This is a genomic window from Segatella copri, assembly GCF_002224675.1.
GTDB classification, from domain to species: Bacteria; Bacteroidota; Bacteroidia; order Bacteroidales; family Bacteroidaceae; genus Prevotella; species Prevotella copri_U.
Window position 1 is genome coordinate 192,427 of sequence record NZ_NMPZ01000001.1, and the last position, 20,440, is coordinate 212,866.

Here is a 20,440-nt window from a genome sequence, read left to right on the forward strand (position 1 = left end):
ATGCTTTTGCCCTTTCAGGGCGACTTTGTTGTATTTATTCTAAAACCCAGGGCGCTGCCCTGGGCTAAGAGCTTCTGCCCTTTCAGGGCGTATGGGATGTGGTTTATGACACACCCTCTTTTTTTGTTTCTTACAGATGATTCGAAAGCCCCAGCAAAGCCAAGGCAGCCTCATTATATTCATTGATGACATCAGCCTGCTTCATACCCATATCTATCGCTTCCTGCAAGGCATTGGCATACTCCACATAGCTGATTTCGCCACTCTCATACTCGGCAGTACTAAGGCGAACGATTTCTTTTGCCTTGGAAATGTTCTCGCCGTTATAATAAGCCATGCGTTTGGCTGCATTCTGGAAACGGTTGTAGCCTAGGCGATAATCACGTTCCTTTTCTCTCCGCTCCTGCTGCATCTCCAGTTCTGCTACCTCACGATTCTTCTTGGCAGCCTTCACCTTTGCCTTGATAGCACCATAGAAGAGAGGCACGCCTACTCCAATCTCAAAGCCGAAGAAGTTACCCTCGGTAAAACGCTGACGGTCGATGTGGTAAGGATCCCAACTGGAAATGAGTGCCTGGGTGCGAAGCGTAAGCGAAAGTGATGGCGCATAACCCGTCTTGGCGCACTTCACCTCCTTATCGAGTGCCTTCAGCCGGTCTTGCTGATACTGCGCATCAGCAGTCTGCTGATAGTTGAAGGTTCCGCTGACAGGAGATTGCAGTGCAATGAGATAAGATTCTGCTGGCAAAACTGGCTGATCGGTATTCAATAATGCCATCAGTTCTAACTGCTTGTTCTCAGCCACACTCTTCACATTTACCATCTCTAAATGGTTTTCATTACGCAAGCGCTCGGCAGTAAGGAACTCCAGCTGTCTGGCTTCGCCTGCCTTGTAACGCTTCTCGGCAACATCGCAATAACGGTCGAGGATAGAATCCTGACGCTGAAGGATACTCAGACGATGAGTCTGATAGAGCATCGCATAATAAGCAGAAGCAATCTCAAGCTTAATCTGCTGATTAGTTACACCCAGACGACTTTTTTCTGCCTGAGTTTCTGCCTTCAGCTGACCACGGCGGGCGGTATAAACCGTTGGAAATTCGATGCCCTGTGAAAATGCAAGAGCATTATCGGTATCGCCGCTTGAAGCCGGATTCTGTCCGAAAGCAATCTCTGTCTTGTCCACATCCCATGCCGTTCCTTCCATTACCTTGGCACGTTCTATCGATTTTCGTCCAGCCTGCAACGTCAGGTTCTGCTTATCTGCCAACTGGAAACACTGCTCCAAAGTCATCTTCGTGCCGGGAATGGTGGCATCGAAAAGCTGAGCCTTTGCCTCTGAAGGGGCCAGCAGCATCAAAACTGCTGCCAGCCCGAATATAGTTTTCTTTTTTCTCTTGTTCATCCTAAATGTTTTATGTTATCTTCTTAATTGCCTATTTCTTGGTGAATGTCTTGTAGATAGCAGGCAACACCAGCAAGGTGAGCAGCGTACTGGTTATCAGACCACCTATCACCACCGTAGCCAGTGGGCGCTGTACCTCTGCTCCATCACCCTGGGAAAGTGCCATTGGCAGGAAACCCATAGAGGCAACAAGTGCCGTCATCAAGACAGGACGCAAGCGAACCATACAGCTCTCAATGATGCGATGATGAATTAACTCTGTCACTCCACTGGATGCTGACAGTTTGTCAGCAGTCTTTTCTTCACGCTGCATCTGGTTCATCTGTCCGATAAGTACGATTCCATTGAGCACCGCTACACCAAAGAGGGCTATGAAGCCGACACCTGCCGAGATGCTGAAAGGCATACCTCTGAGCCACAAAGCCCAGACGCCTCCGATGGCAGCCAGCGGAATGGCAGAGAAGACGAAAAGCGACTCACGGACATTCTTCACCGTAGCATAGAGCAACAGCAAGATAATGACAAGCGCTATCGGTATTACTACCATCAGACGGTTGGTAGCACTCTGCAGGTTTTCAAATTCACCACCATAATTATAATAGTAGCCATCCGGCAACTTCAGCTTTTCATCGAGAATCTCCTGGATGTCCTCCACGGTACTCTGCACATCCCTGCCCTTCACGTTGAATCCAACATAGATGCGGCGGGCACCATCCTCATGAGAAACCTGAGCCGGCGCTGGTGAATAATCAATATCTGCCACCTGAGACAACGGAATGTCCGTACCATCCTTGAGAGGTATGCTCAATTGCTCAAGCGACTCTACGTTGCGCTGCGAAGGATCCATACGCAGCACGATATCAAACTTCTTGTCACCTTCGTAGAGAGAACCAGCCACGGCTCCGGCAAAGGTGGTTTCCAATATCTCACTGATATCATCCACACTAACCCCGTAGGCAGCCATCTTTTCATGGTTGTATTTTACCTGGATTTGAGGCAAACCGGCAACTTCCTCCACAAAGATACCGCTCACGCCCGGCACATCTTCTATCATTTTCTTCACCTTGCCTGCCTGCTGAGTGAGCACGTCCAGATCATCACCAAATATCTTGATAGCCACATCCTGCTTGATACCTGTCAGCAACTCATTGTTGCGCATCTGAATAGGTTGAGAAATCTCAGCTTCCAATCCAGGAATGGCACTCAAGGTTTCCTCCATCTTCTCCATCAGTTCTGGAGTAGTCTTGGCAGAGGTCCATTCAGCCTTCGGTTTCAGTGCAATCATGATGTCGGCACGTTCTACCGGCATCGGGTCGGTAGGAATCTCTGCACTACCTATACGGCTTACAACCTGCTTAATCTCAGGATATTCCTTCTTGAGCAGCTTTTCAGCCTTGCTACAACTCTCCACCATCTGCGACAATGAAGTTCCCTGCGACATACTCATCTCCACGGCAAAGTCTCCTTCTTCCAGACTTGGGATGAATTCGCCTCCCAGAAATTTGAAGCCCACGACACTGACGCAGAAAAGAGCCACAGCACCAGTGATGACATCCTTGTTACGTGCCAAGACCCAGACGAGAACCGGTCGGTACCATGCCTGCAACTTTTCTATCACGCGGTCGGAGAATGTTTTTCGGGTATGTACCTTTCTACTTAACATTAGCGAACTTGCCATCGGCACATAGGTAAGCGAGAGAATGAAGGCTCCCAGAATGGCAAAGAATACAGTAAGTGCCATAGGACGGAACATCTTTCCTTCGATTCCTACCAGTGTCATCAGCGGAATATATACAATCATAATGATGATTTCACCGAACGCAGCACTCTGACGGATTCGGGAAGCAGAGAAATGAACTTCCTCGTCCATCTGTTTCTGGGTCAGGGCAAATGGGGTTGCTGCTCCACCATTCTGACATTGAGCAAGATAAGCAGCACGAACTTCCGGCTGCGAGAAATGACCGGTATTGATATGTGTCACCACAGCTTCAACAATGATGACCGCAGAATCCACTATCATACCAAAGTCGATGGCTCCCAGCGACATCAGATTTCCGTCGATGCCAAAGGTCTTCATCATACCGAAGGCAAAGAGCATACTCAGTGGGATGACACTTGCTACAACAAGTCCGGCTCGCCAGTTACCTAGGAAGATAACAAGTACGAAAATGACGATAAGTCCGCCTTCAATCAGGTTGCGGGCGATGGTGCCCTCTACTCGGTCCACCAGGTTGGTTCGATCGATAAACGGTTCGATAACTACTCCTTCCGGAAGCGATTTCTGAATCTGATTGATTCGTTCCTTAACATTTTTGATAACTTCCTGGAAGTTCTCGCCCTTGAGCATGATGGCGATACCAGCCACCACCTCGCCTTCGCCATTGCGGGTGACGGCACCGAAACGGGTGGCATGGCCCAACTGAACCTTTGCCACATCGCCCACCTTGACAGGTGTTCCATCCACCGTCTTTACCGTGATGTTGGCAACATCCTCCAGATTCTTCACCACACCGATGCCTCGGATATAATACTGGTTGGAATTCTGCTCGATGTAGCTGCCACCCGTATTGGCATTGTTGCGCTGCAAGGCTTCAAACACCTCGTTTACGGAGACTCCGCTGGCGTTCAGTTGGTCGGTATTGATAGCCACCTCATATTGCTTGACATAGCCGCCCCAACCGCTTACTTCGGCAACGCCCGGGGTTCCGGAAAGCTGTTTACGCACAATCCAGTCCTGCATGGTTCGGAGCTGGGTGAGCGAGTATTTATGCTCGTATCCCTCCTTGGCACGAATGGTATAGTGGTAGATTTCGCCCAATCCGGTGGCAATAGGTCCCATCTCGGTTTCGGTGTTCTTTGGCAGTTCTTTCTCCAACTGTTCCACTACCTGACTCACCTGCGAACGTGCCCAATAGATATCGGCGGCATCGTCGAAGACAAGCGTGATGACCGAGAGTCCGCTTCTTGAAATGCTACGGCGTTCCTGGATGCGGGGGATATTTGCAAGCGCCATTTCTACAGGAGTGGTTACATATTGCTCCACCTCCTGAGCTCCCAGCGAAGGAGCCTGAGTGATGACCTGTACTTGATTATCTGTAATGTCCGGGGTGGAATCGAAAGGAAGATGCACCAGCGACCAGACACCCCATATCGCCAGGGCTATAGAGAGTACTCCAATCACCAGTTTGTGGCGAATGGAATAAGTAATAAGTTTCTGAAACATAAGCTTTAATCTAAAAATGATTCGTTGAAAACTATTAAAGCTTAATGTGCATGCTCGCTATGTTCGCCTGTAAGCGAAGCCAGATAATAAGCGTTCGCAGTTACAATCTTCTTGCCGGCAGCTCCATTCTTACCCTTCAGTAGATGGTTGCAAAGCTTCACCTCTGTATATTTACCATCCGAAGCGCCTGTGGTCACCTCATGACGGGAGAAGCTGTAGTTACCCTTGCTGGGAGCTCCATTGAGAGCGAAGACATACTGCTTTCCATCTGCGCTCACAATTGCATGGGATGGCAAGGCGAGACACTGCTGGCTACCTGTAGCTATCTTTCCGCTTACATACATACCTGCGAAAAGCTTTCCGCCATGGCTATTGCCTGAAGAAGAATGCAGATAACTCTTCACGCTTGCTGCATCCAGCTTTACGTGAACAGCAACGGCTTTCGAATTATCGTTAAAGTATTGGTTCATGCCATATACCGTGCCTGAAAGCTTTACGCCAGGCTGATTAGTCAGGTTTATGGTCACCCGATTGCCCACCTTGACCTTCGCCAAATCCTTCTCGAAGACATTGAGGTCGCATTCCACTGCCTGGGTGTTTCTAATCTTCATCAGAGGAGTCTGCATATCAGCATAACTACCCAGACTGGCAGTCATCTCGCTCACGATGCCGGAGATAGGCGCATGCAAAGGGAACGCTGTGGTAAACTTGCCTTTGGACACAGCGGAAGTAGAAATACCCATCTGGCTGAGCTGTCTGCCAATACCCAAAAGATTGGCATGAGCCACTTGGTAATCTTTCTTTGTCTGCTGTAAGGTACGCTTCACACCTGCTCCCTGCTTACTGAGCAGAAGTTGGCGCTCCAAATCAGCCTTGGCAAGTTCGCACTCCTTGGCAGCAGAGTAATACTCACGCTGAAGACTTACCACATCTGTATTTTCAACGGTAGCAACAACCTGTCCCTTATGAACAAGCTGCCCTTCTTTTACAGAAATAGATTTCACGATACCGCCCATCAAAGAGGCAACATCACCCATCGCCTGTGCACGCAGTACGAGCGATCCTTTCGCTTCTATGGTGGCATCCATCTCACGCTCCACAGCTTCACCCATCTTCAAATCTACGGTGCTGACCTGCTTGGCAGTCAACGGAATATGATCAAAATCTACTTCTTCTTCATGTTCATGCTCATGTTCCTCATGTGCATGAGCCTCTGAACCGGTTTGTTTCGCAAAGAAAGCGAATCCAGCCCAGGCAATCGCCGTAACGGCGACAATCAAAATTACTCTTTTCATGTTTGTATTTTCCTTCTATTTTATAATTCTACACTACAATTTGACACAACGAATCTTATCAAAAATCCGTTGGCAAAAGTACACAGAAAATCTTGCAACTCAGTTGCATTCGAATCTTCAAACCGATTTTTGCAACCGAGTGGCAAACTTGTAAAATCATAAAATAGAAGGAGGGCCCCGTCTGCTATAGCCTGCCGCCAACCCCTCAACAAGCGGAGAAGCTGCCACATGCTGCCATCTCACTGAAATGAGTGAGAGACGAGGGAAGGTTAAAAGGGAAGAACAAGACAGGATCATGAACTGATGGCTCTCATCTACCAGCAACTTGCGGATACCCTTCACCATCTTGGAATTGACGACAAACTGATGCATTTGACGAACGCTGCAGTTCTCACGATCGCTATTATTTTCCTGATTATGATGTTCGGTATGTTCATCATTGATGTTGCCATCCTGCTCGCATTGCTCCTGAATCATACAGATACGACCCATGTGGTGATGATGGGGCATCACCGTAGATAGCAATATACTCAATGTAGCTATCCATAGACCAAATATGTATAATCTTCTTTTTCTCATTCGCAAATTGGCTACAAAAATACAGAATTTTTGTTATATTACCAAGAAAGAAAGATGATTTTATAGCATTTTTTCTAAAAAAAACTAAAAGGCAAGTACCTATACTCCGATGATTGCCGTGTTTTAAGTAAAATTTAGTATCTTTGCAATCAAAATTAGTACATAAATAAAAATGAAAAAGTTTATTGCAGTTTTACAGTTACTCTTAGTAGTAATGTTGGCTCATGCGCAGATGATGAACCCTGTGAAGTTCTCAACCTCGCTCAAGACCAATGGAACCGCTGTAGCGGAAATCGTGTTTAATGGAAAAATCCAACCGGGATGGCATGTCTATTCTACAGGTTTGGGCGCAGACGGACCTATTTCAGCCACTTTTAACGTAAACAAGCTTGACGGTGTAGAACTCGTAGGCAAGTTGCAGGCTCGTGGCCATGAAATTTCAAAGTTCGACCCTCTCTTTGAGATGAAGTTACGCTTCTTCGAGGGTAGCGCCACTTTCGTACAGAAAGTGAAGTTCACCAAGCCTAACTATCGTATCGATGCTTATTTAGAGTATGGCGCTTGCAGCGACCAGAATTGCCTTCCTCCTAGCGAGGCAAGCTTCAAGCATAGTGGCAAATCTCCTGCTGTAGATGGCAAGGATGCTGTCAGCCCTGAAGATGCGAAAGCTAACGGAATGACAGAAGATCCAGCAGCTATCGCTAAGGCGAAAGCAGACTCTTTGGCTCAGCTTGCCGTAGCAGAGAAAGTAGATAGCACAGCTAATATCGATTCTTCATTCTCTGTAGATGGTGATGATGCTAAGGCTTGGTGGAAACCGGTTGTAAAGGAGCTTCAGGCGTTTGGTGGCAACAATGACATTGCCAACCATTCACTCTTCTATATCTTCATTATTGGTTTTGTGGGCGGTTTGCTCGCTCTTGTAATGCCATGTATCTGGCCTATCATTCCTATGACAGTAAGCTTCTTTCTGAAGCGTGCCAAGAATGACAAGAAGAAGGGTATCCGCGATGCGATCACTTATGGTTTGAGTATTGTCATCATATACTTGGCACTCGGTCTCACCGTTACTGCCATTGCAGGTCCTAGTACCCTCAATGCGCTTAGTACAAGTGCGGTATTCAACATCATCCTCTTCTTGCTTCTGGCAGTCTTCGCATTCTCATTCTTCGGATGGTTTGAAATCAAGTTGCCAGACAGTTGGGGTAATGCTGTAGATAATAAAGCTTCCAGCACAACCGGACTCATCAGCATCTTCCTGATGGCGTTCACACTCGTGCTCGTAAGTTTCTCTTGTACCGCTCCTATCATCGGCTTGCTTCTGGTACAGACAGTTACATCGGGTGACTGGTTGGCACCAACCATTGGTATGTTTGGTTTTGCCCTTGCTCTCGCCTTGCCATTCACCCTCTTTGCACTCTTCCCATCTTGGTTGAAGTCAGCTCCTAAGTCTGGTTCTTGGATGGAGACCATCAAGATTGTGCTTGGTTTCATTGAGCTTGCTTTCTCTTTGAAGTTCTTGTCTGTAGCAGATTTGGCTTATGGCTGGCACATTATGGATCGCGAGGTATTCCTCTCACTCTGGATTGTCATCTTCGGCCTGCTCGGTCTCTACCTGATTGGCAAGTTGAAATTCCAGGTAGATGCCATCGGCGGTGACCTCAACAAGCCAATGCCAGTAGCTTGCATTATGCTTGGTCTTTGTTCTTTGGCTTTCTCTGTTTATATGATTCCTGGTCTTTGGGGTGCTCCATGCAAGGCTGTAAGTGCTTTTGCCCCACCAGTAAATACCCAGGATTTCAACCTGAACACCAAGGTGGTAGAACCGGCTTATAAGGACTACGAGGAAGGTATGGCAGCAGCAAAGGCAGCAGGCAAGCCTGTACTGATTGACTTTACCGGCTACGGTTGTGTCAACTGCCGTAAGATGGAGGCTTCAGTCTGGACAGACCCTAGTGTTACTGACATTTTGACAAAGGACTACGTACTCATCTCTCTCTATGTAGATGACAAGACTCCATTGCCACAGCCTATGGAGGTGACTTTCAATGGCGAAAAGCGTACATTGAGAACCATCGGTGACAAGTGGAGCTACTTGCAGGCAAGCAAGTTTGGTGCTAATGCCCAGCCATTCTACATTCCTGTGGATAATGAGGGAAATCCTCTGAACGCTGCATTCAGCTTCAAGGAGGATGTCAGTGCTTATCTTGACTTCTTGCATAAGGGTCTTGATAACTATCGTAAGTAATAATTAACTTTTCATAAGGCGGGAGTGGCATGTTATTTGCTATTCCCGCTTTTGTAATTAAAGTATAACACTATAAAAAGAGGAATTTATGAACAATAAAGAAGTTCCAGTCCTGCTTTTGACAGGCTATCTGGGCAGTGGTAAGACTACCCTGCTCAACAAGATTTTGGCTAACAAGAAGGGTATCAAATTTGCCGTTATCGTCAACGATATCGGTGAGGTGAATATTGATGCAGCTCTCATAGAGAAAGGTGGTGTGGTAGGTCAGAAGGATGATTCCCTGGTTTCACTCCAGAATGGATGTATTTGCTGTACCTTGAAGATGGACCTTGTAGAACAGCTCAAGGAAATCGTAGATATGAAGCGTTTCGACTATATTGTAATAGAGGCAAGCGGTATCTGCGAGCCTGCACCTATAGCACAGACCATCTGCTCTATCCCATCCCTGGGTCCTCAGTATATCAAGAACGGTATCTTGCGCCTAGACAGCATCGTTACTGTAGTTGATGCACTTCGTATGAAGGACGAGTTTGCCAATGGTTCTGATTTGATGAAGCCAAACCTTGATGAGGAGGATCTCGCTTCTCTCGTCATCCAGCAGATGGAATTCTGTAACATCATCCTTCTCAATAAGGCCGCAGATGTAGAGCCTAAGGAGTTGGAGCACCTGAAGCAGATTATCCGCGCTATCCAGCCTAAGGCAGAGATTTTCGAATGTAACTATGGTGATGTAGATCTCGATCTGATTGTCAATACTCACAAGTTTGACTGGCAGACTGTTGCATCATCAGCAGGCTGGATTCAGGAAATCGAATCTGAACGAAGCGGAGAAGAGGACCATGAAGAAGAAGAGCATGAGCATCATCATCACCATGATGAAGACGATGACGAGCACGAGCACCACCACGATCACGAGGATCATGAACATGGTCACCACCATCATCATCACGATCATGACCATGACCACGAAGGTGGCGAGGTCGAGGAATATGGTATTGGAACCTTCGTATATTATCGCCGCAAGGCATTCGACCTGGGTCTCTTCGATGAGTTTGTTGCAAGAAAATGGCCTCGTGACATCGTTCGTGCCAAGGGTATCTGCTATTTTGCTGATGAACCAGACATGTGCTATGTTTTCGAGCAGGCAGGTCAGCAGAAGACTGTCAAGCAGGCTGGTCAGTGGCTCGCAACAATGCCAGCCGACCAGCTCGCAGAACTGCGCAAGAACAATCCGCAGCTTGAGAAGGAATGGGATGAGAAACTTGGTGACCGTATGATCAAGATTGTATTCATCGGTCAGCACATCAAGGACCAGAAGGATGCTATTATCGCCGAACTTGATAAGACTTTAGCACTCTAAGGGAAGTCGCCCTGTCAGGCAAAAGCATGAAGATATTTATGTTTTTGTCCTCACAGGGCGTTATATTTTACTTGTAAAACTTAAGAGATAATAGCGCATTTTAACTACCGAAAAGATGAAAAAACCAGAAATTAAAGGAAAAATGCGGGTAAAAATGCAGTTTTTTCTTCGTTTGTACTTTTAATTCGTTTTTTTTTGTTAAATTTGCACCCGATTAATAAATAATTAAGTGAATATACAAAGAAATGAAGACCGATTTTCGACCTGCATATATTAAGGACTTTGAGGCGTGTTGGAACATCATTGACCAGGCTCGTCGCTCTATGATTGCATCAGGACGTCATCAGTGGACTAATGACTATCCTGCCGAGCACGATATAAAAGACGACATCAACAATGGTAACGCATACGTACTTACCGTAGATGGCGAGGTGGCTGTCTATGGTGCAGTAGCACTCAATGGTGAACCACAGTACGATTTTATCGATGGCGACTGGCTTACCACAGGCGATTATTATGTAATACACCGCTTTGCTACGTTGCCTAAATATCAGCGTGAGGGTTTCGCACGTATATTTATTAATAAGGTGAATAGTCTCTGCGAGGTAGAAAAGGTTCCTAGCATCAAGGTAGATACCAATTTCGATAATCTTCCGATGATTAACTTGCTCTCTTCCATGGGCTTCTGCATCTGCGGAAGAATCAACTATGGGAACAGAGGTATGCGCTTTGCTTTCGAAAAGCAAACGATACAGCCACAAATACAATAACGATTTACAGACATTATGGAGGATAAATTAAATAGAATGAGAAGCTTGGTCAATCAACTGAACCAAGCTTCTGATGTTTATTATAACGGCAAAGGTGAAATCCTTACCGATTACGAATGGGATGCCCTGTTTGACCAACTCAAGAAGCTGGAAGAGGAAACCGGCGAAATTCTCCCCGATTCCCCTACCAACAAAGTTTCTGAAGATACGATCGTCGGTCAGAAGGAAGAACACGAGTTCGCAGCTCTCTCTCTGGCAAAGACCAAGAAGGTCAGCGACCTCGTCAAGTGGGCAGAAGACCGCCCTATCTGGATTTCCTGGAAGCTGGATGGCCTCACCTTGGTTGTGACATACGACAATGGCAAACTAACCAAGGTGGTGACTCGCGGTAATGGTCATATTGGCACCAACATTACGCATCTGGCACCAGCTATCAGTGGTATTCCGCAGTCCATCAGCGAAAAGGGACATCTCGTGATTCGTGGCGAGGCTGTCATCTCCTATGCCGACTTCGAGCAGTTTATCATCGAAAGCGAAGGTGATTACGCCAATCCCCGCAATCTTGCATCCGGATCTCTTTCTTTGAAAGATGTAGAAGAAGTAAAGCAGCGCCATATCCAATGGATTCCTTTCACCCTGGTTTATTGCGAACAGGAAATCACATCATGGGGCAAAAGAATGCAGTGGTTGGAAGAACAGGGTTTTCATCCGGTAGAACGCCAGAAGATAGAGCAGCCAACTTCTGATAACATCCAAAAGGAAATTGATGCTTTTACGGCTAAGGTGACCAACAAAAAGAATCCTTTCCCTGTAGATGGGCTCGTCATCTGCTACGATGATACCTCCTATGCAGCTACTGGTTCCGTAACAGGTCATCATGCAACAAGAGCTGGTTACGCCTTCAAATGGCAAGATGAGCACGCCGATACCGAACTCGACCACATCGAATGGTCGTGTGCAGCCAATACCATCACTCCTGTGGCTGTCTTCAAGCCTGTAGAACTGGAAGGCACAACTGTTCAGCGAGCCTCTCTCTGCAATGTAAGCGAATGCGAGCGTTTGGGTATCGGAGGCAAGGGAACCCGATTGCAGGTCATCAAGGCCAACAAGATTATCCCAAAGGTAATCAATGTGACAGAATCACTGGGTGTCTTTGAAATTCCTAAAGAGTGTCCTGTCTGTCATGCAGAAGCTATCGTCAGAGAAAGCGAAAGCGGCACGAAAACACTGCATTGCACCAACCCGCATTGCGCGGCGAAGCAGTTGAAGAAGTTCACGAGATTCGTGAGCAAGGAAGGTTTGAACATAGAAGGTATTTCAGAACAGACTATCTGGAAACTGGTAAACGAAGGCCTGATCAGTGAATATGCAGACTTTTATCATCTTTCCGATCATGCCTATGTCATCTCTTCCTGGGAAGGATTCGGAAAGAAGAGTGTAGGCAATATGCTGGAAAGCATCCGCAAAAGCCGAAATACAGATGGGCGTCACCTGCTCTATGCGCTGAACATCCCGCTGTGTGGAGGTGATGTTGCCAAAAAGCTGATTGAACGCTATCCTGTCAAGGAACTGATAGAAACCGCACGGCTCTGTATGTTTGATGATGAGTTTGCCAGCATCGATGGCATCGGTCCTGAAAAAAGCGCCAAATTCATCGCCTGGTTCAAAGATGACAACAACTTCGCTCATGTACAGCATCTGATGAAGGAACTGACCATTACAGAACAGGCACCTGTAGAAAAAGGTACGCAGTGTGATGGACTAACCTTCGTTGTAACGGGTGATGTTCATCATTATAAAAACCGCAACGAGTTGAAGGCCTACATCGAGAGTCAAGGTGGCAAGGTGACGGGAAGCGTAAGCAAGAGCACCAACTATCTGATTAATAACGATGCAGCCTCGCAAAGTTCAAAGAACAAGAAGGCTCATGAACTCAACATCCCTATCATCACGGAAGATGAGTTCGTTGAGAAATTCGGATAAAAAGAAATCCCTTAGACTTCAATAAGCCTAAGGGATTTTTATTTGGTTATTCTTGAATTAGTGCGTTCCGCAATATTGTCCCATAAAAAGGATACCGCCACTCTGGCTGTCCTGAATCATATACACGAATGGACGGTCAGCGATGAACTCCACATTTCTTGTCTCCTCAGGTGCCATGGCAGTCAGCATCACGGCAGCTGTTACAGCAGCAGCCTTTGTTCCCTGCTCATTCACCTCTATCTTTGCCTTCTGGAGCATCTTGCTTACAGAGAAATTGCCGTCAGCAAAATGACTGAAGTTCGCTTTGCCTGCCACAAACATAGAAGGAGCACCCAAATCACTGATGATCGCATTCAGAGGCAGTTCCTGCTCGATGGTAAATTTAGGCAACTTGAGATTCACCATACAGTTTTCCATATTCTGCGAAATCTGATTCAGCTTCTCTTCATCCAATCCTTTCATCATTTCCTGGATATTCTTGCCCTCATTTGGCAGAAGTACCAGCATGCGATAGCTGCCATTGCCATAAGGAAGATCTACAGCCTTGAAATCCTTGTTCTCAGCATAGAAGAGCTTCTTTACCTGATGCATCATTTCTACTTTCTGGATATCACGTGTATAGCCACGGAAGTTCTCCAGCTTAGTGTCCTTGGCATTGAACTTGTTCTGCCATGTTCCCTTGAAATAGATGGCATTCATCAAATACGATACTGCATCGGCTGAAACCTGATCAATAATACGGGGAATCATGCCGTTGGTCTTTTCCTTACACCAGCCATTGATGCGGTCTGTTGACTTGGAAGAGGTGAAATCCAGACTTTCGATACCTGCCTGATAGTTATCACTTACCTGCTGGGAGAAATCCTTGTTCAGCTTGAAGTTCTTGTTTACTGCGATATAATTGGCAATATTAACAGTTGTCTGCTTGTCTTGATGACTGGCATTAAGAAGCATAGCCTTATAAAGCTCATTCAGATCGTTGACAGAAATTCCTTCGCAACCGATAGCTTTCAATATCTCCTGCTGCGTGATTCCATCCGCACCATTTGCCAGCATTCCCATCAGATAAGACACGCTCATAGGTGAAATCACCTTAGACTCCATATCTGTAACCTTATTGAAGAGGCGAAGCGCAAATGCATTGTTTTTCTTCACTATATCCTGCTGAGCGTCAGAAAGAACGAGATAGCTATTATCCAAATCCTCTTCATTCTTACCCATTTCGCTGTCCTTGCTTGCATTGGAATCACCGTTTATTTTCTTGCTGCTAGCACAAGAAGTCATAGCCATTGCAGCCATCATCATCAGGGCTGCCATAGTTATCTTACTGTCATTTCTCTTTTTCATAATCTTTTAATTTTGTTGATAATCTGTCTATGAAATGCAAGTTGCTGCGATTCCTTGCATCGGAAGGCTAAAATTTAAGACTCGTTAACTGCCTCCTTACCTGGCAACACACGCAAATGATATCTGTTACCATCAAAGTCAACACGCATCAGACTCTGAGGTTTGGTTATCTTGGCTAACTCAAGAGCCACATGCCCCATCGTTCTGCGAAGATTCAATTCGATACAAGATACAAGCTCTAACTGGCCATCCTTTGCAGCAATCATCATATCTACTCCAAACGGACCATTATAGTTTTCCTTTAACGCAGGTTCAACTATATCTATAATCTTCTGTCTTGCAGAGAAAAGCGCATCTTCACTGATGTATTTCTTCATTATATCAATCTTCTCTTCTTCAGAGCAGAGCAAGTTGCCAGTATAGGCATTTTTGACAGTATCGAAGAGCGAGAGTCCCAGATAGTGAACCTTGCCGTCACGCATCTCGAATTCCATACCGAAATCTTTCACCTTATTATAATATGGCTCTACGGTAACGCCACCCTGTCTGAAGATGATGTTGCTTACCCAGCGTTGGAAAGCCGGATATTCACCATTTGTCCGGAACTCATCGGCAGAAACATATTTCACGCCTCTACCACTGCTGCTCCAAGGAGCCTTGACAACAGCCTTGCCCCACTTCATTACGCATTCCTTAACCAGAGCAAAGTTATCTGCATATACTACATCCTGCTGCAAATGTTCAGCGGCCCATTGGCGGCTGCTTATCGCGCGTACCTTATCTAATACCTCATCAGTAGGCAGCATGATTTCCGGCAAACCGATACGTTCCAGCTCGCCTTTCAGACTCAAGTCCCATCCCCAAGGATGCACGCAGTCTATAAACTCCGTCTTAAGCAGATGTTCAAGCTGCAGTTTGGTTATAAACTCAACTTTTTCCAACAGATGCTCACCCAAATGGCGCACCTTGTCGCGTGCATTGTCGATGTCGTCAACAAGCACCAAGTCACCCTGATCTGCCCACAAGGCAGGAATAAATGCAAGGTCGCTTCGCAACTGTCTTCCTGCATGAGGCGCGGTAAACTGTCGCAAATGAGCGGCCAATGCCAAATCGTGTTCTGGATTGAAGATATGTAGTTTCATACTGCAAAGATACAAATTATTGAGATAAAAACGGCAAAAGAAGGTAAGTTTTACTTAGAAAAGTGCTAAATAATGAAAAAAATGTTAGTTTTTGCTATCTAGAGTTTGCAAATTTAAAATATATTATTACCTTTGCATCGTAAAAAACAAATATGAATCAATATTAAACGCATGGAAGAAGCATTCTTCAGAACACATACATATCTAGTTGAGCATATAGATGCTCCAGTCAGACGAACCTTGATGGATGAGATTGACTGGAACGACCGTATGATTGGCATCAAAGGCACTAGAGGCGTAGGTAAATCTACCTTTCTCCTCCAGTATGCCAAGGAACACTTTGGACCATACGATCGCAAGTGCTTGTATGTGAACATGAACAACTTCTATTTCCAGAGCAGAGGTATTGCCGATTTTGCAGGTGACTTTGTGAATCAAGGTGGACGAACACTTCTGATAGACCAGGTGTTCAAACAGCAGGACTGGAGCAAAGAACTCCGCAAATGCTACGATTTGTATCCTGAGTTGAAAATTGTGTTTACCGGTTCCAGCGTAATGCGCTTGAAGGAAGAGAATCCAGAACTCAATGGCATCGTGAAGAGTTACAATCTCCGTGGCTTCTCATTCAGAGAATATATCAATCTGAAGACGGGCAACGATTTCCAGCCATACGAGCTCGAAGATATTCTCCGCAATCATGAACACATCATCAAGCAGATCCTTCCCAAGGTGAGTCCGATGAAATACTTCAATGATTATCTGCATCATGGCTTCTACCCATTCTTCTTGGAACAGCGTAACTTCACAGAGAATCTACTAAAGACAATGAACATGATGACCGAGGTTGACATCCTCCTCATCAAGCAGATAGAGCTGAAGTATCTGCCAAAAATAAAACGCCTGTTCTACGAGTTGGCTGTCGAAGGCGCCAAGGCTCCCAACGTGAGCCAGCTGGCCGAAAGCATCAATACAAGTAGGGCAACCGTGATGAACTACATTAAGTATCTGGCTGATTCCAGACTCATCAACATGATCTATCCAGAGGGGCAGGATTTTCCGAAGAAACCATCTAAGGTGATGATGCATAATACTAACTTGATGTACGCTATCTATCCTATACAGATTGACAAGCAGGAAGTGATGGAAACATTCTTCGTCAATTCACTTTGGAAAGACCACAAAGTTCATCAGGGCGGTAAAGACCACTATTATACAGTGGATGGCAACAGGAAATTCAGAATCTGTGATGCACAAACTCCCAACAAGATGCGTAGTAATCCAGATACCATCTATGCCCGTTACAATACGGAGGTGGGCAAGGACAACAAGATTCCGTTATGGCTCTTGGGATTCCTGTATTAACGAAATTTCGAAAAGAAGAATTAAATACAAAACATTTTTAATATTTTATCTAAAAGTAAAATGGCTAAAGAGAAAAAATTTATCACTTGTGATGGTAACACAGCTGCCGCACACGTAAGCTACATGTTTACAGAGGTTGCTGCTATCTACCCTATTACTCCATCATCACCAATGGCGGAGCATGTAGATGAATGGGCTGCCAAAGGTCGTAAGAACCTTTTCGGTCAGCGAGTTTCTATCCAGGAAATGGAGTCTGAGGCTGGTGCTGCTGGTGCAGTTCACGGTTCTCTCCAGGCTGGTGCCTTGACTTCAACTTACACTGCTTCTCAGGGTTTGTTGTTGATGATTCCTAATATGTACAAGATTGCTGGTGAGTTGCTCCCTTGCGTGTTCAACGTATCAGCTCGTACATTGGCTTCTCACTCACTTTGTATCTTCGGTGACCACCAGGACGTAATGGCTTGCCGCCAGACTGGCTTCGCTATGTTCTGCTCAGGTTCTGTTCAGGAGGTTATGGACCTCTCTGCAGTTCCTCACTTGGCTACATTGGAGACAAAGGTTCCTTTCATTAACTTCTTCGACGGTTTCCGTACTTCTCACGAGTACCACAAGATCGAGGAGATGGATATGGAAGACATCCGTCCATTGGTTAAGGAAGAGTTCATCGAGGACTTCCGTAACCGTGCTTTGACTCCTGAGCGTCCTGTTACTCGCGGTACCGCTGAGAACCCAGAGACATTCTTCACACACCGTGAGGCTTGCAACCCTTACTACGATGCAATCCCTGAGGTAGTAGAGAAGTACTGCCAGGAGATGACTAAGATCACTGGTCGTGAGTACCACCTCTTCAACTACTATGGTGCTGAGGATGCTGAGAACATCATCATCTTGATGGGTTCTGCTACAGAGCCAGCTCGTGAGGCTATCGACTACTTGAACAAGCAGGGCAAGAAGGTTGGTATGGTTGCAGTTCACCTGTTCCGTCCATTCTCTGTTGACTTCTTGAAGAAGACTATCCCAGCTACTGTTAAGCGTATCGCTGTTCTCGACCGTACTAAGGAGCCAGGTGCAGAGGGTGAGCCATTGTACCTCGACGTTAAGTCAGCTCTCTACGATGACGAGCGCAAGCCATTGATCGTTGGCGGTCGCTACGGTCTCGGTTCTTCTGATACAACTCCAGCTAAGATCGTTGCAGTATTCAAGAACCTCGAGTTGCCACAGCCAAAGAACCACTTCACTGTAGGTATCGTTGATGACGTTACATTCACTTCTCTCCCAGAAGAGGAGGAAATTCCAATGGGTGGTGACGATTTGTTCGAGGCTAAGTTCTACGGTTTGGGTGCTGATGGTACTGTTGGTGCTAACAAGAACTCAGTTCAGATTATCGGTAACAATACCAACAAGTATTGCCAGGCATACTTCTCTTACGACTCTAAGAAGTCTGGTGGTTTCACCTGCTCTCACTTGCGTTTCGGCGACAGCCCTATCCACAGTGCTTATCAGGTAAATACTCCTAACTTCGTAGCTTGCCACGTACAGGCTTATCTCCACATGTACGATGTAACACGTGGTTTGCGTAAGAACGGTTTCTTCCTGTTGAACACTATCTTCGACGGTGAGGAGTTGGTTAACTTCATCCCTAACAAGGTAAAGCGTTACTTCGCTCAGAACAACATCACAGTTTACTATATCAACGCAACTAAGATTGCTCAGGAGATTGGTCTCGGCAACCGTACCAACACCATCCTCCAGTCTGCATTCTTCCGTATCACAAAGGTTATTCCTTTGGATCTCGCTGTAGAGCAGATGAAGGCATTCATCGTTAAGTCTTACTCTAAGAAGGGTCAGGACGTTGTTGACAAGAACTTCGGCGCTGTTGACCGTGGTGGTGAGTACAAGCAGTTGACAGTAGATCCAGCTTGGGCAAACCTCGCTGACGATGAGGCTAAGGAGGATAACGCTCCAGCATTCGTTAAGGAGCTCGTTCGTCCTATCAACGGCCAGGCAGGTGACCTCTTGAAGGTTTCTGACTTCGTTAAGCACAACACAGTTGACGGTACATGGCAGAATGGTACAGCAGCATTCGAGAAGCGTGGTGTTGAGGCATTCGTACCAGTATGGAACGTTGAGAACTGTATCCAGTGTAACAAGTGTTCATTCGTTTGTCCTCACGCAGCTATCCGTCCATTCGTATTGACCGATGAGGAGCTCGCAGGCATCGAGGGTCTCGAGACTCAGGATGTAAAGGCACCTAAGGCTTTGGCTGGAATGCACTTCCGCATCGAGACTTCAGTACTCGACTGTCTGGGTTGTGGTAACTGTGCTGACGTCTGCCCAGGTAAGAAGGGTGAGAAGGCGTTGACAATGGTTCCATTCAACGTTGACGCAGAGGATATGGTCAAGGAAGCAGCTAACTGGGAGTACCTCGTACACAACGTAGCTTCTAAGCAGGATCTCGTTGACATCAAGCAGAGCCCTAAGAACTCTCAGTTCGCTCAGCCATTGTTCGAGTTCTCTGGTGCTTGCTCTGGTTGTGGTGAGACTCCATACGTTAAGTTGATTTCTCAGCTCTTCGGTGATCGTCAGATGATTGCTAACGCTACTGGTTGTTCTTCTATCTACTCAGCTTCTATCCCATCTACTCCATATACAAAGAACGCTAAGGGTCAGGGTCCTGCATTCGACAACTCATTGTTCGAGGACTTCTGCGAGTTCGGTCTCGGTATGGTAATGGGTAACAAGAAGATGAAGGAGCGCATCGCTCACTTGCTCGAGGAGGCTAAGGCTCAGGAGCATGTTCCTGCTGAGTTCGTAGCTGCTGCTGACAAGTGGATGGCTAACATGAACGATTCTGAGGGTTCTAAGGAGGCTGCTGCAGAGTTGAAGCCTCTCATCGCTGCCGGCGCTGAGAAGGGTTGCCCTATCTGCAAGGAGCTCAAGACTTTGGATCACTACCTCGTTAAGCGTTCACAGTGGATCATCGGTGGTGACGGTGCTTCTTATGATATCGGTTACGGTGGTCTCGACCACGTATTGGCTTCTGGTGAGGATGTTAACATCCTGGTACTCGATACTGAGGTTTACTCTAACACTGGTGGTCAGTCTTCTAAGTCAACACCTCTCGGTGCTATCGCACAGTTCGCTGCTCAGGGTAAGCGTATCCGTAAGAAGGATCTCGGTTTGATGCAGACTACATACGGTTACATCTACGTTGCTCAGGTAGCTATGGGTGCTGACAATGCTCAGACATTGAAGGCTATCCGCGAGGCTGAGGCTTATCCAGGTCCATCACTCATCATCGCTTACGCACCATGTATCAACCACGGTTTGAAGCGTAAGGGCGGTATGGGTCGTTCACAGCACGAGGAAGAGTTGGCTGTTGAGTGTGGTTACTGGCACTTGTGGCGTTACAACCCACTGTTGGCTGATGAGGGTAAGAACCCATTCACACTCGACTCAAAGGCTCCAAACTGGGAGAACTTCCGCGACTTCCTGCTCGGTGAGGTTCGTTACCTCTCTGTACAGAAGGCATTCCCTAAGGAGGCTGATGAGCTCTTCTCTCAGGCAGAGAAGATGGCTAAGCTCCGTTACCAGACTTACGTTCGTAAGAGCCAGGAGGACTGGAGCGAGCAGATCTAATCAAAGAAGATTTTAGATTCTAACATAATGGGCCTTGGTTGCTATTTTGGCAACCAAGGCTTTTTCTATCTTCCCCTGATGCTGCCA

12 protein-coding genes are annotated in these 20,440 nt (G+C 46.4%); 6 read left to right on the forward strand and 6 right to left on the reverse strand.

Going from position 1 to position 20,440, the window contains the following annotated elements; all coding sequences use genetic code 11:
• Positions 1-130 precede the first annotated feature (130 nt).
• From CFT61_RS00840 to CFT61_RS00855, 4 genes are all read right to left on the reverse strand, one after another.
• Entirely contained in the window at positions 131-1,405 is a 1,275-nt protein-coding gene (locus CFT61_RS00840) for a TolC family protein (protein WP_089542603.1), read from the reverse strand.
• Between the two features lie 31 nt (positions 1,406-1,436).
• Positions 1,437-4,628 carry an efflux RND transporter permease subunit gene (locus CFT61_RS00845; RefSeq protein WP_089542604.1) on the reverse strand — a complete coding sequence of 1,064 codons (3,192 nt, stop codon included), beginning with the start codon at positions 4,626-4,628 and terminating at the stop codon, positions 1,437-1,439.
• 41 nt (positions 4,629-4,669) lie between these two features.
• The gene (locus CFT61_RS00850; protein WP_089542605.1) at positions 4,670-5,923 is read right to left on the reverse strand and encodes an efflux RND transporter periplasmic adaptor subunit; all 1,254 of its coding nucleotides are present in this window, start codon (positions 5,921-5,923) and stop codon (positions 4,670-4,672) included.
• Between the two features lie 156 nt (positions 5,924-6,079).
• On the reverse strand, positions 6,080-6,457 hold the full coding sequence (locus CFT61_RS00855; protein ID WP_142990521.1) for a hypothetical protein: 378 nt from the start codon (positions 6,455-6,457) through the stop codon (positions 6,080-6,082).
• Between the two features lie 217 nt (positions 6,458-6,674).
• Between CFT61_RS00855 and CFT61_RS00860 the strand changes: the two genes are divergently transcribed.
• From CFT61_RS00860 to ligA, 4 genes are all read left to right on the forward strand, one after another.
• On the forward strand, positions 6,675-8,750 hold the full coding sequence (locus CFT61_RS00860; protein WP_089542607.1) for a protein-disulfide reductase DsbD family protein: 2,076 nt from the start codon (positions 6,675-6,677) through the stop codon (positions 8,748-8,750).
• 88 nt (positions 8,751-8,838) lie between these two features.
• Positions 8,839-10,110, forward strand: coding sequence for a CobW family GTP-binding protein (locus CFT61_RS00865; protein WP_089542608.1), 1,272 nt, complete (start codon positions 8,839-8,841; stop codon positions 10,108-10,110).
• Positions 10,111-10,355: 245 nt separating this feature from the next.
• Positions 10,356-10,880: a GNAT family N-acetyltransferase gene (locus CFT61_RS00870; protein WP_089542609.1), complete on the forward strand. Its 525-nt coding sequence runs from the start codon at positions 10,356-10,358 to the stop codon at positions 10,878-10,880.
• 15 nt (positions 10,881-10,895) lie between these two features.
• Positions 10,896-12,863 (forward strand): NAD-dependent DNA ligase LigA, encoded by a 1,968-nt coding sequence (gene ligA / locus CFT61_RS00875; protein WP_089542610.1) that lies wholly within the window; start codon positions 10,896-10,898, stop codon positions 12,861-12,863.
• A gap of 57 nt (positions 12,864-12,920) precedes the next feature.
• Here ligA and CFT61_RS00880 read toward each other — a convergent pair whose 3' ends face one another.
• Together CFT61_RS00880 and CFT61_RS00885 are read right to left on the reverse strand one after the other, a co-directional pair.
• The gene (locus tag CFT61_RS00880) at positions 12,921-14,210 is read right to left on the reverse strand and encodes a serpin family protein (protein WP_089542611.1); all 1,290 of its coding nucleotides are present in this window, start codon (positions 14,208-14,210) and stop codon (positions 12,921-12,923) included.
• 74 nt (positions 14,211-14,284) lie between these two features.
• Complete coding sequence (locus CFT61_RS00885) at positions 14,285-15,352, reverse strand: hypothetical protein (RefSeq protein WP_089542612.1); 1,068 nt, start codon at positions 15,350-15,352, stop codon at positions 14,285-14,287.
• 171 nt (positions 15,353-15,523) lie between these two features.
• On the opposite strand from CFT61_RS00885, the gene CFT61_RS00890 reads away from it, so the two are divergent.
• Complete coding sequence (locus tag CFT61_RS00890) at positions 15,524-16,714, forward strand: ATP-binding protein (protein ID WP_089542613.1); 1,191 nt, start codon at positions 15,524-15,526, stop codon at positions 16,712-16,714.
• Between the two features lie 60 nt (positions 16,715-16,774).
• Positions 16,775-20,353: a pyruvate:ferredoxin (flavodoxin) oxidoreductase gene (gene nifJ, locus CFT61_RS00895; RefSeq protein ID WP_089542614.1), complete on the forward strand. Its 3,579-nt coding sequence runs from the start codon at positions 16,775-16,777 to the stop codon at positions 20,351-20,353.
• Positions 20,354-20,440: the final 87 nt, after the last annotated feature.

Coding starts and splice junctions, on each gene's coding strand:
- CFT61_RS00890 (WP_089542613.1), top strand. CDS start 15,524: ATGGAAGAAGCATTCTTCAGAACACATACATATCTAGTTGAGCATATA.
- CFT61_RS00840 (WP_089542603.1), bottom strand. CDS start 1,405: ATGAACAAGAGAAAAAAGAAAACTATATTCGGGCTGGCAGCAGTTTTG.
- CFT61_RS00880 (WP_089542611.1), bottom strand. CDS start 14,210: ATGAAAAAGAGAAATGACAGTAAGATAACTATGGCAGCCCTGATGATG.
- nifJ (WP_089542614.1), top strand. CDS start 16,775: ATGGCTAAAGAGAAAAAATTTATCACTTGTGATGGTAACACAGCTGCC.
- CFT61_RS00870 (WP_089542609.1), top strand. CDS start 10,356: ATGAAGACCGATTTTCGACCTGCATATATTAAGGACTTTGAGGCGTGT.
- CFT61_RS00860 (WP_089542607.1), top strand. CDS start 6,675: ATGAAAAAGTTTATTGCAGTTTTACAGTTACTCTTAGTAGTAATGTTG.
- CFT61_RS00850 (WP_089542605.1), bottom strand. CDS start 5,923: ATGAAAAGAGTAATTTTGATTGTCGCCGTTACGGCGATTGCCTGGGCT.
- CFT61_RS00865 (WP_089542608.1), top strand. CDS start 8,839: ATGAACAATAAAGAAGTTCCAGTCCTGCTTTTGACAGGCTATCTGGGC.
- ligA (WP_089542610.1), top strand. CDS start 10,896: ATGGAGGATAAATTAAATAGAATGAGAAGCTTGGTCAATCAACTGAAC.
- CFT61_RS00845 (WP_089542604.1), bottom strand. CDS start 4,628: ATGTTTCAGAAACTTATTACTTATTCCATTCGCCACAAACTGGTGATT.
- CFT61_RS00885 (WP_089542612.1), bottom strand. CDS start 15,352: ATGAAACTACATATCTTCAATCCAGAACACGATTTGGCATTGGCCGCT.